Origin of the sequence: Amycolatopsis heterodermiae (assembly GCF_034929455.1) — a bacterium.
Taxonomy (GTDB): domain Bacteria; phylum Actinomycetota; class Actinomycetes; order Mycobacteriales; family Pseudonocardiaceae; genus Amycolatopsis; species Amycolatopsis heterodermiae.
Window position 1 is genome coordinate 1,085,858 of record NZ_JAYFSI010000001.1, and the last position, 14,495, is coordinate 1,100,352.

Annotated in this window: 14 protein-coding genes; 10 read left to right on the plus strand and 4 right to left on the minus strand. The window is 71.2% G+C overall.

The window, feature by feature from the left end:
* Positions 1-9: 9 nt before the first annotated feature.
* The 3 genes from VA596_RS05305 (at position 10) to sepH (ending at position 2,973) form a co-directional block, all read left to right on the plus strand.
* Entirely contained in the window at positions 10-672 is a 663-nt protein-coding gene (locus tag VA596_RS05305) for a response regulator transcription factor (RefSeq protein WP_323324182.1), read from the plus strand.
* Complete coding sequence (locus tag VA596_RS05310; RefSeq protein ID WP_323324184.1) at positions 669-1,820, plus strand: ATP-binding protein; 1,152 nt, start codon at positions 669-671, stop codon at positions 1,818-1,820. Before VA596_RS05305 ends, VA596_RS05310 begins: the two co-directional genes overlap by 4 nt.
* Positions 1,821-2,121: 301 nt before the next feature.
* Entirely contained in the window at positions 2,122-2,973 is an 852-nt protein-coding gene (gene sepH, locus VA596_RS05315) for a septation protein SepH (RefSeq protein ID WP_323324185.1), read from the plus strand.
* Positions 2,974-2,985: 12 nt separating this feature from the next.
* On the opposite strand, the gene VA596_RS05320 is transcribed toward sepH, so the two are convergent.
* Entirely contained in the window at positions 2,986-3,339 is a 354-nt protein-coding gene (locus tag VA596_RS05320; protein WP_323324186.1) for an MmcQ/YjbR family DNA-binding protein, read from the minus strand.
* Between the two features lie 82 nt (positions 3,340-3,421).
* Between VA596_RS05320 and VA596_RS05325 the strand changes: the two genes are divergently transcribed.
* Positions 3,422-4,858 carry a hypothetical protein gene (locus VA596_RS05325; RefSeq protein ID WP_323324187.1) on the plus strand — a complete coding sequence of 479 codons (1,437 nt, stop codon included), beginning with the start codon at positions 3,422-3,424 and terminating at the stop codon, positions 4,856-4,858.
* Here VA596_RS05325 and VA596_RS05330 read toward each other — a convergent pair.
* Both VA596_RS05330 and VA596_RS05335 read right to left on the minus strand, forming a co-directional pair.
* The gene (locus VA596_RS05330) at positions 4,845-5,465 is read right to left on the minus strand and encodes a DUF2537 domain-containing protein (RefSeq protein ID WP_323324188.1); all 621 of its coding nucleotides are present in this window, start codon (positions 5,463-5,465) and stop codon (positions 4,845-4,847) included. The genes VA596_RS05325 and VA596_RS05330 overlap by 14 nt on opposite strands.
* Before the next feature lie 47 nt (positions 5,466-5,512).
* On the minus strand, positions 5,513-6,319 hold the full coding sequence (locus tag VA596_RS05335; RefSeq protein ID WP_323324189.1) for a TrmH family RNA methyltransferase: 807 nt from the start codon (positions 6,317-6,319) through the stop codon (positions 5,513-5,515).
* A gap of 213 nt (positions 6,320-6,532) precedes the next feature.
* Here VA596_RS05335 and VA596_RS05340 point away from each other — a divergent pair, with 213 nt between their 5' ends.
* The 6 genes from VA596_RS05340 (at position 6,533) to VA596_RS05365 (ending at position 12,366) form a co-directional block, all read left to right on the plus strand.
* Entirely contained in the window at positions 6,533-8,032 is a 1,500-nt protein-coding gene (locus tag VA596_RS05340; protein WP_323324190.1) for a glutamate-cysteine ligase family protein, read from the plus strand.
* A 21-nt stretch (positions 8,033-8,053) separates the two neighbouring features.
* Positions 8,054-8,653, plus strand: coding sequence for a TetR/AcrR family transcriptional regulator (locus VA596_RS05345; RefSeq protein WP_323324191.1), 600 nt, complete (start codon positions 8,054-8,056; stop codon positions 8,651-8,653).
* Positions 8,654-8,725: 72 nt separating this feature from the next.
* Complete coding sequence (locus VA596_RS05350; RefSeq protein ID WP_323324192.1) at positions 8,726-9,394, plus strand: biliverdin-producing heme oxygenase; 669 nt, start codon at positions 8,726-8,728, stop codon at positions 9,392-9,394.
* A 197-nt stretch (positions 9,395-9,591) separates the two neighbouring features.
* Complete coding sequence (locus tag VA596_RS05355) at positions 9,592-10,215, plus strand: superoxide dismutase (protein ID WP_247058440.1); 624 nt, start codon at positions 9,592-9,594, stop codon at positions 10,213-10,215.
* Positions 10,216-10,319: 104 nt separating this feature from the next.
* A complete protein-coding gene (locus tag VA596_RS05360) occupies positions 10,320-11,123 on the plus strand; it encodes an arylamine N-acetyltransferase family protein (protein WP_323324193.1) in 804 nt (267 codons plus the stop codon).
* Positions 11,124-11,346: 223 nt separating this feature from the next.
* A complete protein-coding gene (locus VA596_RS05365; protein ID WP_323324194.1) occupies positions 11,347-12,366 on the plus strand; it encodes a hypothetical protein in 1,020 nt (339 codons plus the stop codon).
* A gap of 756 nt (positions 12,367-13,122) precedes the next feature.
* On the opposite strand, the gene VA596_RS05370 is transcribed toward VA596_RS05365, so the two are convergent.
* Positions 13,123-14,379: an MFS transporter gene (locus VA596_RS05370; RefSeq protein WP_323325661.1), complete on the minus strand. Its 1,257-nt coding sequence runs from the start codon at positions 14,377-14,379 to the stop codon at positions 13,123-13,125.
* Positions 14,380-14,495: the final 116 nt, after the last annotated feature.

The window sequence follows — 14,495 nt, forward strand, 5'->3', positions numbered from 1 at the left end:
ACTGGGCGGGTGCGTGTGCTGGTGGTGGAGGACGAGCGGCTGCTCGCCGACTCGGTCGCGGAGGGCCTCCGCCGCTTCGCGATGGCCGTCGACGTCTGTTACGACGGCGAACAGGCTCTGGAGCGGGTCGGGGTGCACGGCTACGACGTCGTCGTCCTCGACCGCGACCTGCCGAAGGTGCACGGCGACCAGGTGTGCGCCGCGGTCGTCGCGGCGGGCGGCGAGGCGCGGGTGCTGATGCTGACGGCGGCCGCCGACGTCACCGACCGGGTCGCCGGGCTGGGCCTCGGCGCCGACGACTACCTGACCAAGCCGTTCGCGTTCGCCGAGTTGGTCGCCCGGGTGCAGGCGCTGTCGCGGCGCGCGCGGCCCGCGTTGCCGCCGGTGCTGCAGCGCGACGGCGTCGTGCTCGACCTGCCGCGGCACCAGGCCGCGCGCGACGGCCGGTTCCTGCAGCTCTCGCCGAAGGAGTTCGCCGTGCTGGAAGTGCTGATGCGGGCCGAGGGCACGGTGGTGAGCGCCGAGGACCTGCTGGACAAGGCGTGGGACGAGCACGCCGACCCGTTCACCAACGCGGTGCGCGTCGCGGTGATGACGTTGCGCCGCAAGCTCGGCGACCCGCCGGTGATCGAGACGGTGCCCGGCGCCGGCTACCGGTTCGGCACGCCGTGAACGCGCTGTCGGTCCGGACGAAGCTGACCGCCTGGTACGGCGGGCTGTTCCTGCTGGCCGGGCTGGTCCTCGTCGTCATCAACTACCTGCTGGTGCAGGGCACGCTGCCGGACCCGGCCCGGTTCGCGACGGCGTCACTCGGCTCGGCCGCCGACACGGTGTACGGGATCCCGGACAACGCGGTCCAGGCGCCCGCCGGCGTGGCCGTGCGGCTGGTCAGCGGCTCGCTGGACGAGTACCGGTCCTCGACGCTGTCCACCCTGGTCGTCAACTCGGCGATCGCGCTCGTGGCGACGGCCGCGCTCGCCGTCCTGTTCGGCTGGCTGATGGCGGGCCGGGCGCTGCGGCCGCTGCACGACATCACGTCGGCCGCGCGGCGGCTCGAAGCGGGCAAGCTCGACCGGCGGATCAACCTCGAGGGCCCGCCCGACGAGCTGAAGGAACTGGCCGACACCTTCGACGGCATGCTCGACCGGCTCGCGGAGTCGTTCGACAGCCAGAAGCGGTTCGTCGCGAACGCGTCCCACGAGCTGCGGACGCCGCTGGCGGTGCAGCGGACGCTGATCGAGGTCGCGATGGCCGACCCCGAAGTCGCGCCGGAGCTGCGGAAACTCGGCACGCACCTGCTGCACACCAACGAGCGCAGCGAGCGGATGATCGAGGGCCTGCTGGTGCTGGCCCGCAGCGACCGCGGCCTGACCGCCCGCGCCCCGGTCCGGCTCGACCAGGTCGTCGCGTCGGTCGTCCGGGCCACCTCGGCCCAGGCGGAGTCGGCGGGCGTCAAGGTGGAGACCCGGCTCAGGCCGCGGACGGTGGCGGGTGATCCGGTGCTGCTGGAGCGGCTGGTGACGAACCTGCTGGTCAACGCGATCACGTACAACGCCAAAGGCGGCTGGGTGTACGCCGAGGTCCGCGGCGACCCGGCGCTGGAGGTCCGCAATTCGGGCGCGGTGGTCCCGCCCGAAGCCGTCCCGACGCTCTTCGAGCCGTTCCGCCGGGTGGCCGGCGCCGAGCGGACGGGCGACACCCGCAACGCGGGGCTCGGGCTGTCGATCGTCCGTTCGGTCGCCCACGCCCACGGCGGCGCCGCGGAGGCCCAGCCGGGCAAGCGAGGCGGCCTCACGGTGACCGTCCGCCTGCCCTCATGAGCAGCAACCCCGCAAAGTCCCACGCGTCTCAGTAGTCACACCAGTCCCAACGACCACAGGGCCCAGCGGCGTTGGGCCAGACGGTGAAAAATTGGCAACGACAGCCGTGACGATCCACTCGATCGTGACTTTGCGTGGTCGGCGTGTCACACAGATGCCGCTGACCAGGGCACGGATGATGCGAGAGTCACGAAATGAAGAGTGGTCACTTGGGTGAAGACTCGGCGCGCCTCGCACGTCAAGCCGACGCGCCGTTCTAACGTGGGCACCCACAACGGTGAAGCATCGGGGAAGGCGAACAATGCGCACGCTGCGAGTGGTCGGGTTGCACGAGGACGGTAAGTCCATCGTGTGCGAAGACCCGGCGAGCCGTACGCAATTCCTCCTCCCGGCCGATGAGAGACTGCGCGCGGCGGCGCGGGGTGACATCACCCGCCTCGGCCAGATCGAAATCGAGTTGGAGAGCCAGATGCGGCCACGCGAGATCCAGGCGCGAATCCGCGCCGGCGAATCAGTCCAGCAAGTCGCGAGCGGCGCCGGGATCTCGGAGCAGCGCGTCGAGCGCTACGCCTACCCCGTGCTGCTCGAGCGGTCCCGGACCGCCGAGCTCGCGCAGAGCGCGCACCCGGTCCGTGAAGACGGCCCGGACGTGCAGACGCTCGGCGAGGTCGTCGCGTACGGCTTCGGCGTGCGCGGGCACGACTACTCCCAGGCCACCTGGGACTCCTGGAAGGGCGACGACGGCCGCTGGGTCGTCGTGCTGCGCTGGAAGGCCGGCCGCTCCGACAACCGCGCGCACTGGGCGTTTTCGCCCGGGGCGCACGGCGGCACGGTGACGGCGCTCGACGAGAACGCCGAGGTCCTGCTCGACCCGAACGCCTACCGCCCGCCCCGGACGGTCCGCGCGCTCAACCCGGCCCGCGACGCGGAGTTCCAGCCGACGCTGGACTCGGTGGCGCCGGACCACGCCGAGCTGCCGGCCGCCGAGCCGGACCCGGACGACGACACCCGCGAGATCCCCCGCGTCCCGGCCGACCCCGAAGAGGAGACGGCCAGCGCGGAGGAACCGGCGCGGCCGAAGGCCAAAAAGAATCACCCGATCGTGCCGTCCTGGGAGGACGTCCTGCTCGGGGTCCGCTCGCAGCGCGGTTAGACCCAAGGCGGCCTACTCCACCAGCGCCGCGAGCGACTTCGGCGCGACCAGGCGGTAGGCGTCCCGCACGATCCGGTCGATCTCGGCCCAGTCGACGTCGACGTCCAGCCGCACGCCCAGCCACCCGCGGTGCCCGACGTACGGCGGCCGGAAGAACCGTTCCGATTCGGTGCGCACCAGCTCCTCCTGCACCCCGGCCGCCGCCGGGCACCAGAAGGCGAGCCGTCCGTCGTCGTGGTGGTGGTTCGCGAAGCTGACGAACGTCTTCTTGCCGCGCACGAACCACGTCGGCTCGCCGTGGCTGTCGCGTTCGGTCGCCTCCGGCAGCGCGAGGCACAACTTCCGCAACCGATCGAGCTGCTCCATCGCGCCAGTATCCCCGTTCTCCCGGCCTCCCCTACGATGTCACGCTGAGGGAGGGGTCGATCATGCACAGTGACCATCCGCGATGACGACGATGTCGCCACCGGCCGAGCGCGCGCACCTGCTCCGGCTCGGTGAGCTGCGGTTCCGCGTCTTCTCCGGCGCGGCCGTCGTCCAGATCTCGCCGGAGCAGTGGGGCCTGCACGCGCACGAGGTCCGCCAGACCGCGCTCGGGCGCCGGTACCGCGAAACCCCGCCCGAGCAGGCGGGTTTCCTCCGCTTCGAGTTCGCGCCCGGGTTCTTCCCGCCGCACTTCGACCGCGGTCCGGGCACGGCCGCCGCCCGGCGGCGGCTCGACCGGCTGCTCACCGGGCAGGACCAGTTCTGGGCGAGCCTGCGCCGGCTGGAGCTGGCCCGCGCGGACGTCGGCGCGGCGGCCGCGACCGCCGGGATGACCGTGGTGGCGGAGGCGAGCGATCCGGGCGATCGGCTGGTGCTGCTGCGCCGGGCCGGCCTGCCCGACGAACAGCTGCGGCCGCGGACGGCCCAGCGGATCACCCACCACCGCGTGCAGTACTGGCTGTTCACGGTGTTCGCCGCGAGCCTCGTGGCCGCGGGCGCCTGGGCCCTGTTCGAGCGGACGACCGCGCCGCTGCTGCTCACCGCGGGCGCCACCACGGTCCTGGTCGTGCTGCGGGTCGTCGCCGGCCGGTCGCCGCGGCTGCAGTGGCTGGACGCGCCGTTCACGGGCGAGCGGCAGGTGGCCGTGCCGTTCCCCCCGTCGCTGTCCGCCGAACTGCTCGGCGAGGTCGCCTCCCTCTACGGCTACTTCTACGGCGGCCCATACATCGCGGGCCGGAACGACGAGTCGTCCCTCTTCGTCAAGTGCCGTCCCGGCCTGGTGTTCGGCACGCCCGCGCCGGCGCTGCCGCCCGCGGCCGAACCGGTCGTCGAGGCGCCCGGACGCGAGCGGTGGCTGCGCAACCACCTCGACGGCCGCGACGAGCTGTGGCTGAGCGTCCGGCACGCGAAGCTCCCGCCCGCGCGGATCGCCGAGATCGCGGGCGGCGAAGGTCTCCTCCCGGCCGGGGAGTGCGCCGACCCGACCGACCGGCTGCTGCTCCTGCGCCGTGATCCCGCCGCGCCACCACGCGCGTCCGGGTTCCGGATGTCGTTCGCCGGCTTCCTGGCCCCGGTCGCCTGGCTGGTGCTCTGCGCGGGCGGCAGCGGCGTGACCGCGGCGGTCACCGGGGACACCCGCCCGTTCACGATCGGCTTCGCGCTGGTGGTCGCCGGGGTCTGGCCGATGGCGTGGGTGCTGCGGGTCTTCCCCCGCTCGACCCGCGTCGGCTGGCTGGCGAACGAATTCACCGGCAAGGACAGCGTGACGTTCTTCTCCGAGCCGTTCGGTGTCTCGTCCGAGCTGGTCCGCCAGGTCGCCGCGTCGCGCGGCTACGTCTTCAGCTCCCAGACCGCGACCCGGGCCCAGGGCACGCTGGTCACCTACGTCAGGTACCGCTGAAGGCGATCACCAGCACGCCGACCCAGGCGATCAGCACGCCGCCGGCCGCGCCGTAGGCGGCCCAGCGCAGGATCGGGGTACGGCGGATCAGCCACAGCGACGGCGCGATCCCGGCCGTCACGATCACCGACGCCGCCAGCACGATCCAGCCGCTGGTTTCGCGCTCCAGCGACGTCGCCAGGGCCAGCATCGCCACCACGACGACGGCGGCGATGAACGCCGAGATGGTCAGCCCGGTCAGCCACGGGGTCGGTTCCCCGGGTGGTCCCGGCGGCCCCAGCACCGTCCGGACCAGCTTCCGGAGGGTTTGGGACTGCCGCGGCGGCGGCTCGACGACGGTGTCGGCGCCGGTCACCGGGTCGACGAACCGCACGGCCGTGCCCATCACCGCGGCCAGCCGGCCGGCCAGCTGACGGCCGCGCTGGGAGACGACCGCGGCCGCCTCCTCCCCCGAGTCGGCGGAGACGGCGGACGCCACCCGCGCCCACTCGTGCAGCGCCTGCGCCAGGTCGCCGCCGATCGCGAGCTTGTACGGGTCCACCTCGCGCGCCTGCTCACCACCGGGCCCGGCCAGCACCGCGCGCTCACCGCGGATCCGCAGCTCCATGGTGTCCCTTCACCCCGCCCGAGTCCCCCGAAACACTAGGAGGCACCTTAGCCACCCGACGCCAGCTCGTAGAAGGCGACGGCCGCGGCCGTGGCGATATTGAGGGAGTCGACTCCGGCCGGCATGGGTATCCGCACCGCGTGATCAGCAGCGGCGAGCGCGGATTCGGTCAGCCCCGGCCCCTCCGCGCCGAAGAGCAGGGCCACCGGACCGGGCGCGTGCTCGCGCAGTTCACGCAGGGGGACGGAGCCCGGGCGCGGGGTGAACGCGGCCACCGCGAACCCGCGTGCCCGCAGGTCGTCGAGCCCGCCCGGCCAGTCCGTCAGGTCCCCGAAGGGCACGCGCAGGACGTGTCCCATGGAAACGCGCACGCTGCGCCGGTACAGCGGATCGGAGCAGCCGGGGCCGAGCAGCACGCCGCCGACGCCGAGCGCGGCCGCGTTGCGGAACAGCGCGCCGAGGTTTTCGTGGTCCCCCACGCCTTCCAGGACCGCGATCGTGCCGGCGCCGGTCACCACGTCATCGACGGTCAGCGGCGCCGGCCGGTCGGCGACCGCGAGGATGCCGCGGTTGAGGTGGAACCCGACGACGTCGGCCATCGTCTCCGCGGAGGTGACGTACTGCGGGACGTCCGTCCCGGCGAGTTCTCCGGCCAGCTCCGCGAAACGCCGTTCAACGCCCAGCAGAGCCCGTACGGGGTACCGGGAAGCGAGCAGGCGGGACACCACGACGGTGCCCTCGGCGATGACGAGTCCCTTGCCACCAGGCCGGTCCGGGCGGCGGTCCGCAGTGGACAGGTGGCGGAAGTCGTCGAGTCTCGGGTCGCCGGAGTCGTCGGTGTGGATCACGGCCATCCGCACAGTCTGTCATCCGCTTGCCGGGCGGCTCACTGGTCCGAACGTCCACCCGGCTCTGGTACGAACGGGTCCTTTTTGCTGTCGGTTAACTCCCGGTGACGGACAGCACCAGTTTGGCCGCTAGCACGGATTCAACCGCTGTGAAACGGTTATCCGCCGGGAACCTGAAACACGTACCAGTTTCCACGCCGACGCGAAGCAGGGATGGTCATGGGGATGGACCTGGCGGCACAACCGTTCAACACGCTCGATCGAGGACGGTATCGCCGCAAGGTGCAGCGCTGTCTCGACACGTTGGCCCGGATGCTCACCGACGGCAGCTTTTCGTTCCCGCGCAAGAACATCGGGCTCGAAGTCGAGCTGAACCTGGTCGACCGTGAGCTACGCCCGTCGATGACGAACACCGCGGTGCTGGAGGCGCTCGACGACCCGTCGTTCACCACCGAGCTGGGCCAGCACAACCTCGAGCTGAACGTGCCGCCGCGTCCGCTGGCCGGCGATTCGGCCCTCCAGCTCGAAGACGACCTCCGCGCGTACCTGGGCACCGCGTCGGCGAAGGCCCGTGACACCGGGTCGGCGGTGGCCATGATCGGCATCCTGCCGACGTTGAAGCACGAGCACTTCGACCAGAAGTGGCTGACCAACAAGTCCCGGTACGCCACGCTGAACGACCAGATCTTCGCCGCCCGCGGCGAACGGACCGTGCTGGCGATGGAAGGCTCGGCGCTGCCGGGCCAGCAACCGGAACGCCTGCGCAGCTATGCGGAATCCATCCTTCCGGAAGCGGCGTGCACGAGCGTGCAGCTGCACCTGCAGGTGGCGCCGGAGGAGTTCGCCGCGCACTGGAACGCGGCGCAGTGCCTGGCCGGGCTGCAGATCGCGCTCGCCGCGAACTCGCCGTTCCTGCTGGGCAAGGCGCTCTGGCAGGAGACGCGCATCCCGTTGTTCCTGCAGGCGACCGACACCCGGCCCGAAGAGCTGAAGAACCAGGGCGTCCGGCCGCGCGTGTGGTTCGGCGAACGCTGGATCACGTCGATCTTCGACCTGTTCGAGGAGAACGTCCGCTACTTCCCCGGCCTGCTCCCGGAAACCGACGCCGAGGACCCGATCGAAGCCCTCGACGCCGGCCAGGCGCCGAAGCTCACCGAGCTGCGCATGCACAACGGCACCATCTGGCGCTGGAACCGCCCGGTCTACGACGTCGTCGACGGCCTGCCGCACCTGCGCATCGAAAACCGCGTCCTGCCCGCCGGGCCGACCGTCGTCGACACCGTGGCGAACGCGGCGTTCTTCTACGGCGCCCAGCGCGCGCTCGCCGAGGCGGAACGCCCGGTGTGGAGCCAGATGTCGTTCCAGGCCGCGGAGGAGAATCTCTACGCCGGCGCCCGTCGCGGCTTCGAAGCGCAGCTGTACTGGCCGGGCATCGGCTGGATCCCGCCGGACGAGCTCGCGCTGCGCGTGCTGCTCCCGCTGGCCCACGAGGGGCTGCGCCGCTCCGACGTCTCCGACGAGGCCCGCGAGCGCTACCTCGGGATCATCGAACAGCGGTGCCTCGCGCGGCGGACCGGGGCGACCTGGCAGCGCGACTACGTCGTGCGCGCGGAGGAGCGCGGCCTCGACCGCGAGGAGGCGCTGACCCGGATGCTCGGGCGGTACCTGGAGCTGTCGGAAGCGGGCGAGCCCGTGCACACGTGGACCGTGGCCGACTGATCGGCGCAGTAGCCTGAGCGGATGCCGAAGATTCTCGGTGGGTCGCTGGAGGCGCACCGTCGCGAAGTCCGGGCGCGCGTCTTCGACGTCCTGCGCGCCCAGCTGTACGAACGCGGCTTCGACGCGATCTCGCTCACCGGGGTCGCCGCCGCGGCCGGGGTCGGCCGGAGCGCGCTGTACAACCACTTCCCGGACAAGGAGAGCCTGCTCGTCGCCTTCGTCGAGGACGAGGCCGCCCGGTACGTCACGCGGCTGACCGAAGCCGTCGAGGCCCAGGCCGACCCGGTGGACCAGCTCGGCACGTTCGTCCGGCTCCAGCTGCGCGTGCTGGCCGAGTACCACATGCCGCCGGGCACGGCGCTCGCGTCGGCGCTGGCCCCCGCGGCGTACCGGCGGATCAGCGCGCACGCCGACCCGATCACCGACCGGCTGCGCGCGATCCTCACCGGCGGGGTCGACCTGGGGCGCTGGCCCGCCGAGGACCCGGACGTGCTGATCGCGATGATCACCGCCGCGCTGGGCAACCGCGCCCTGGTCGAGGGGCCGCCGGAGCAGCGCGACGACGTCGTCGAGGCGGCCGTCCGGTTCGTGCTGCGCGCGGTCGGCGCGTCGGAGATTTAGGGTAGCCTTACCGCGGGTTATGGCCTAGGCTCTTTCTGACAGTGTGTCAGATCGATCGCCGGGAGGCCCATCATGTCGGTGACCACGGACCTGGACACCCGTCCGTTCTCGGCGGCCCTGCGCGCCTCGACGCTGCAGGTGCACGAAAAGGCGAACTACTCGGCGTACATGCGCGCGCTGCTGGGCGGCGAGCTGTCGCAGGACGGCTACACCCAACTGGCGATCCAGTACTACTTCATCTACGGCGCGATCGAAGCGGCGAGCGACCGGCTGGCGGCCGACCCGGTGGGCGGCGAGTTCGTCTTCGACGCGCTGCGGCGGCTGCCGAACCTGGAGCTCGACCTGGCCCACCTCGTCGGCCCGGACTGGCGCTCGGCGATCTCGCCCCTGGCCTCGACGCAGGCGTACGTCGCGCGCGTCGAAGAGGCGTCGTCGTGGGCCGGCGGGTACGTCGCCCACCACTACACGCGCTACCTCGGCGACATCGCGGGCGGCCAGGCCATCCGGCGCCTGCTGGAGAAGACGTACGACGTGGCCGACGCGGGCACGCTCTTCTACCACTTCGAGGGCATCGGCAGCGCCCCGAAGTTCCGCGACGCCTACCGGGCGAAGCTGGACAACGCCCCGTGGAGCGACACCGAGCGCGCCCGGGTGATCGACGAGACAGTCGTGGCGTTCGAGTGCAACGTCGCGGTGTTCGACGAGCTGGCCCAGCGGCTGGACGAGTTCCGCGCGGCCTGAATGACCGTCGTCACAGCTCGTTGACCTCCAGTTAAGTCCAGGTTGCAGGCTCGGTTTCGGGTGGTGTGCCCCCGGGTACGCCACTGTCGAACCAGTCGTCCCAAGCAGTGACGACGACGCGCCCCCGCTCGCCGCGGGCGGCCGTGTGCTACTAGGTTCGATACCGGAAACTTGTGTCGAAGACAGAAGGAGGGCCAATGGCCCGCTACGAGCTCCCCGATCTCGACTACGACTACAGCGCCCTGGCGCCCCACATCTCCGGCGAGATCAACGAGCTGCACCACAGCAAGCACCACGCGACCTACGTCAAGGGCGCGAACGACACCCTGGACAAGATCGCGGAAGCCCGCGACGCCGGGGACTTCGGCGGCATCGTCGGTCTCGAGACGACGCTGGCCTTCAACCTGGCCGGCCACGCCAACCACGTCGTGTGGTGGAAGATCCTGTCGCCGGAAGGCGGCGACAAGCCGACCGGCGAGCTGGCCGCCGCGATCGACGAGGCCTTCGGGTCCTTCGACAAGTTCAAGGCGCAGTTCACCGCCGTCTCGACCACGATCCAGGGCAACGGCTGGGGCGCGCTCTCCTGGGACCCGATCGGCAAGACGCTGATCACCCAGCAGCTGCGCGACCACCACAACAACCTGATCCTGCCGACCGTGCCGATCCTGCTGGTCGACGTCTGGGAGCACGCGTTCTACCTGGACTACAAGAACGTGAAGCCGAAGTACGTCGAGGCCCTCTGGAACATCTTCAACTGGGCCGAGATCAGCAAGCGCTTCGACAACGCCGTCGCCGGCGGCAACGGCCTGCTGCTCGGCTGAGCACGCGGTTCGCGAACGGGGTCCTCCACTGTGGAGGGCCCCGTTTTCGTCTCCGGGTGAATTCGCTTGACCTCGAGTGCGGTCGAGGTGTTTGGCTTGGGGGCATGGACGTTGACGCGTATCTGGCCCGGCTGGGCGTCGCATGGCCCGCGGCGGCCGACCTCGCGACGCTGCGCACCCTGCAGGAACGCCACCTGGCGGCGGTCCCCTTCGAAAACCTGAGCGTCCACCTCGGCGAGCCGATCGAGCTCACCGAGGAGGCGCTGTTCACCAAGATCGTGGAACGCCGCCGCGGCGGGTTCTGCTACGAGCTCAACGGCCTGTTCGCCGCCCTCCTGCGCGAGCTCGGCTACGACGCCTCGCTGCACGCGGCGCAGGTGTTCCGCCCGGACGGCTCGCTCGGCCCGCCCCTCGACCACGCGGCGGTCGTCGTCGAGCTCGACGAGCCGTGGCTGCTCGACGTCGGTTTCGGCCGGTTCGCCCGGCACCCGCTGCGCCTGTCCGGTGTGGACGCCCAGGCCGACCCGGAGGGTGACTTCCTGGTGCTGGACGCGCCGTACGGCGACGTCGACGTCCTGCTGGACGGGAAGCCGCAGTACCGCCTGGAGCACCGTCCGCGCCCGCTTTCGGACTTCGTGCCGATGGCGTGGTGGCAGTCGACGTCCCCGGAGTCGCACTTCACGCGGTCGCTGACGTGCTCCCGCCCGACGTCCCAGGGCCGCGTGACGCTCTCGGGCGCCAAGCTGATCGAAACGGTCGACGACGTCCGCCACGAGGTCCGCCTGACCGGCGACGACGCGGTGCGCACGGCCTACCGGGTGTACTTCGGGATGGTGCTGCAGCGCCTGCCCACGCTCCCGGGTGAGAACCCCTTGACGAGCCCTTCGCTCAGCCCGACACTGCCCTGACCCTGTCAACGAACGGAGCCCCGGCCTGGGGTTCCCAGGGCCGGGGCTCCGTCCGTTCCCGAACTGACTGCCGCTCCCACCACGAAGCGGACATGTATGAGGTTAGCCTAACCTCACCCCTCGGACAAGAGGTCTCTCGTGGAGACCCGAATCTCACTCGTTCGAGTGACGCTGACCGCGAGAACCGCCCTTTTCTGTCGGTGCGTGCCGATACCGTCACAGCGTGAACACGAGGGGGAAGGACCGCACCGTGCTGATCGCCGTCTCGCTGACGGCGGTCTTCGCGGTGCTGGCCGGCGGCGCCTGGTTCCTGAGCCGCGACGCTCCGGAGGAGCCACCGCGATCGCTTCCGGCACGGTGGCCCTCGGCGGACGGCGAGGCGGTCCGGCGGGTGCCGATGCCGACCGGCGAGATGGTGGCCGCCCTGCCGCCAGCGACCGCGGGTCACGTGCTGTGCGGCGCCGTCCCGGAGGCGAGCTGGGCGAGCGTGCTGGGCGGCCCGGTGCTGCGCGAGGCGACGAAGTACGGGGAATGCCACGTCGTCACGGCGGACCTGGAGGTCTCGGCGGGGATGTGGTCCGAGCCCCCGCTCACCGGCGGCGATGCCACGGAACTGGAGGTCGCCGGGCACGGGGCGACCCTGACCCGGACCACCACCCAGCACCCCATCGACGCGATGCTGACGGTCCGGCTGTCGGACTCCACGCAGGACTGGGTGAAACCCCAGCTCCAGATCCGGGTCAGCGCCCAGCCGGGCGTCCGGACCGAGCCCGACTTCGGCGGCATGGCGACGGCGCTGGGCACAGCGATGGTCGCCGCGGTAGCCACCCCGGGCCCGTCACTTCCGACCCGCGACGAGCGAGCACACGAGATGACGCCGATCCCCGGCTCGGGAATCGGCGACGCGGCGTACCCGCTGATCACCTGGCAGCTGTGCACCCAGCTGTCCCGGGCGTCGAACACCCCACTGGACCAGCTGAGGCCCGGCCTCTTCGGCTCGTGTGAGCGAAAGGAGGAGTTGAAGACCATCACCCTCGCCTACCACGACAAGAGCGACGGGTCCTTCCCCGACCGGCTCGCCGGCCGCCCGGCCCGCGAAAAGACGCCAGACACCACAGCGGAAATCCAGCTCCTGGACGACTCCCACCAAACCCTGGAGATCACCTGGACCGACTCCACCAAACCCGGCAACGCCTTGCACGACCTAGCCGAGAAGGTGGTACCGCCCCTACTCGGCCGCTGACCCCTCTCGGCCTCGCCCGCCCGGTCCGGGCACGTGACCGGCCACCTGGGTACACGAGCCGACCACCTGGCACGCCACAGGCCCCCGGGGATGCGACCCGCCCACCTGGGGCATGCGACCCGACCACCTGGCACGCGCGCCGACCACCTAGGCACTCGCGCCGACCGTCGAGGCGCACCAACGGCCACCCGGGTACACAACCCGACCACCTGAGAACACAAGCCGACCACCCGGGCACGCGCCCCAACCCTCCGGGCACACCACCGGCCACCCGGGGAGGCGACCCGACCCCCTGAATGCACGAGCCGACCCCTTGGACACGCAACCCAACCCTTCAGGCACACCACCAACCACCCGGCGACGCGACCCGAGCCCCTGAGCGCACGCGCCGACCACCGCGGGCACCCGACCGACCCGGCACACCACCCACCCGAGAACACGAGCCGACCCCTGAGTGCACGAGCCGACCACCAGGGCACGCAACCCAACTCACCAGGCACCGACTACCCGGCCCCGCGACCCGACCACCCGGGCACGCGCCCCAAACCTCCAGGGACCAACCAGCCACCCAGGGACAAGACCCGGCCCCTTGAGCGCAGGCGCCGACCACCCCGGGCACGCCAGCCAACCCACCAGGCCCACCACCAACCACCCGGTACACGACCCGACCACCTGGGCACACGTGCCAACCGCCTAGGCACCCCACCGACCACCCGAGAACACGAGCCAACCACCCCGGGCCCACGCCCCGACCGGCTAGACCTTCGCCCGCTTCAACACCCGCAGTCCGAACCCGCGACGCACCGGCCACGACACCCCGCCCCGCCGGATCAGCACGATCGCGCAGATCACCGCGGCCAGCGCCGAGACCGCGCCGCCGATGTAGAAGGGAGACCGTCCGCCGAAGGCCTGGGCCATCCAGCCGACCATCGGGCCGCCGATCGGGTTGCCGCCGATCAGGACCAGCACGTACAGGCCCATCACGCGGCCGCGCATCTCCGGGCTGACCGACGTCTGCACCAGGGAGTTCGCCGTGTTGAGGAACGTCATCGTGGCGAAGCCGAGCGGGATCAGGCCCAGGCCGAACGTCAGGTAGTTCGGCATGAACGCCGTGATCAGCTCGAACACGCCCAGGAAGAAGGCCGACACCAGCATCAACCGCACCCGCGGCCGGCCCTTCGTGCCGCGGCGGGCCGACATGATCGCGCCGGTGAACGTGCCGACCGCGACCAGCGTCGAGAGGAGGCCGTAGCCGTCGGCGGCGGTGTGGAAGACGTTCGCCGCGACGATCGGCAGCGAACTGAAGTACGTGATGCCGAACGTGCTGACGAACAGCACCAGCACCATGACCGTCATCAGGTCCGAGCGCCGCCGGACGTACCGCAGGCCCTCGGCGAGCTGGCCCTTCTCGCGCGGCACCGCCGCGACGCGGAACAGCTTGGCCGGGTTCATCAGGATCAGCCCGGTGATGACGGCGACCGTGCTGGCCGCGTTCGCGATGAACAGCCAGCCGGTGCCGATCCAGGTGATGGCGAACCCGGCGATCGCCGGGCCGACGATCCGGGCCATGTTGAAGATCGAGGAGTTCAGGGCGACGGCGTTCGCGATCTGGTCGCGCCCGACCATCTCGGCGACGAACGACTGCCGCGTCGGCACTTCGAGCGCCGCCGTGATGCCGAGCGTGAAGCACAGGACGTAGACCTGCCACAGCGCCACGAGCCCGGTCAGGTCGAGCACCCCGAGCACCACGGCCTGCGAACACGCGATCGCCTGGATCCAGGTCAGCAGGCGCCGCTTGTCGACGCGGTCGGCGAGGACACCGGCCCACAGCGAGAGGAACAGCGTCGGCGCGAACTGCAGCGCGACGGCGACACCGAGGGCGATGGGGTTGTTGCCGCTGAGGGTGAACACCAGCCAGTCCTGGGCGATGCGCTGCATCCAGGTGCCGATGTTCGAGATGACCTGGCCGGTGAAGAACAGCCGGTAGTTGCGGATCCGCAGGGAGGCGAACATGCTGCCGCGGCGCTGGGGCACGACATCGGACGGCGGTGACGCGGACGGCAGCGGTGGTGCCGTCTCCCGGGTAGCAGTGGTTTCGATCGATCGTTCTGTTTCGCTACCCGTGGTGG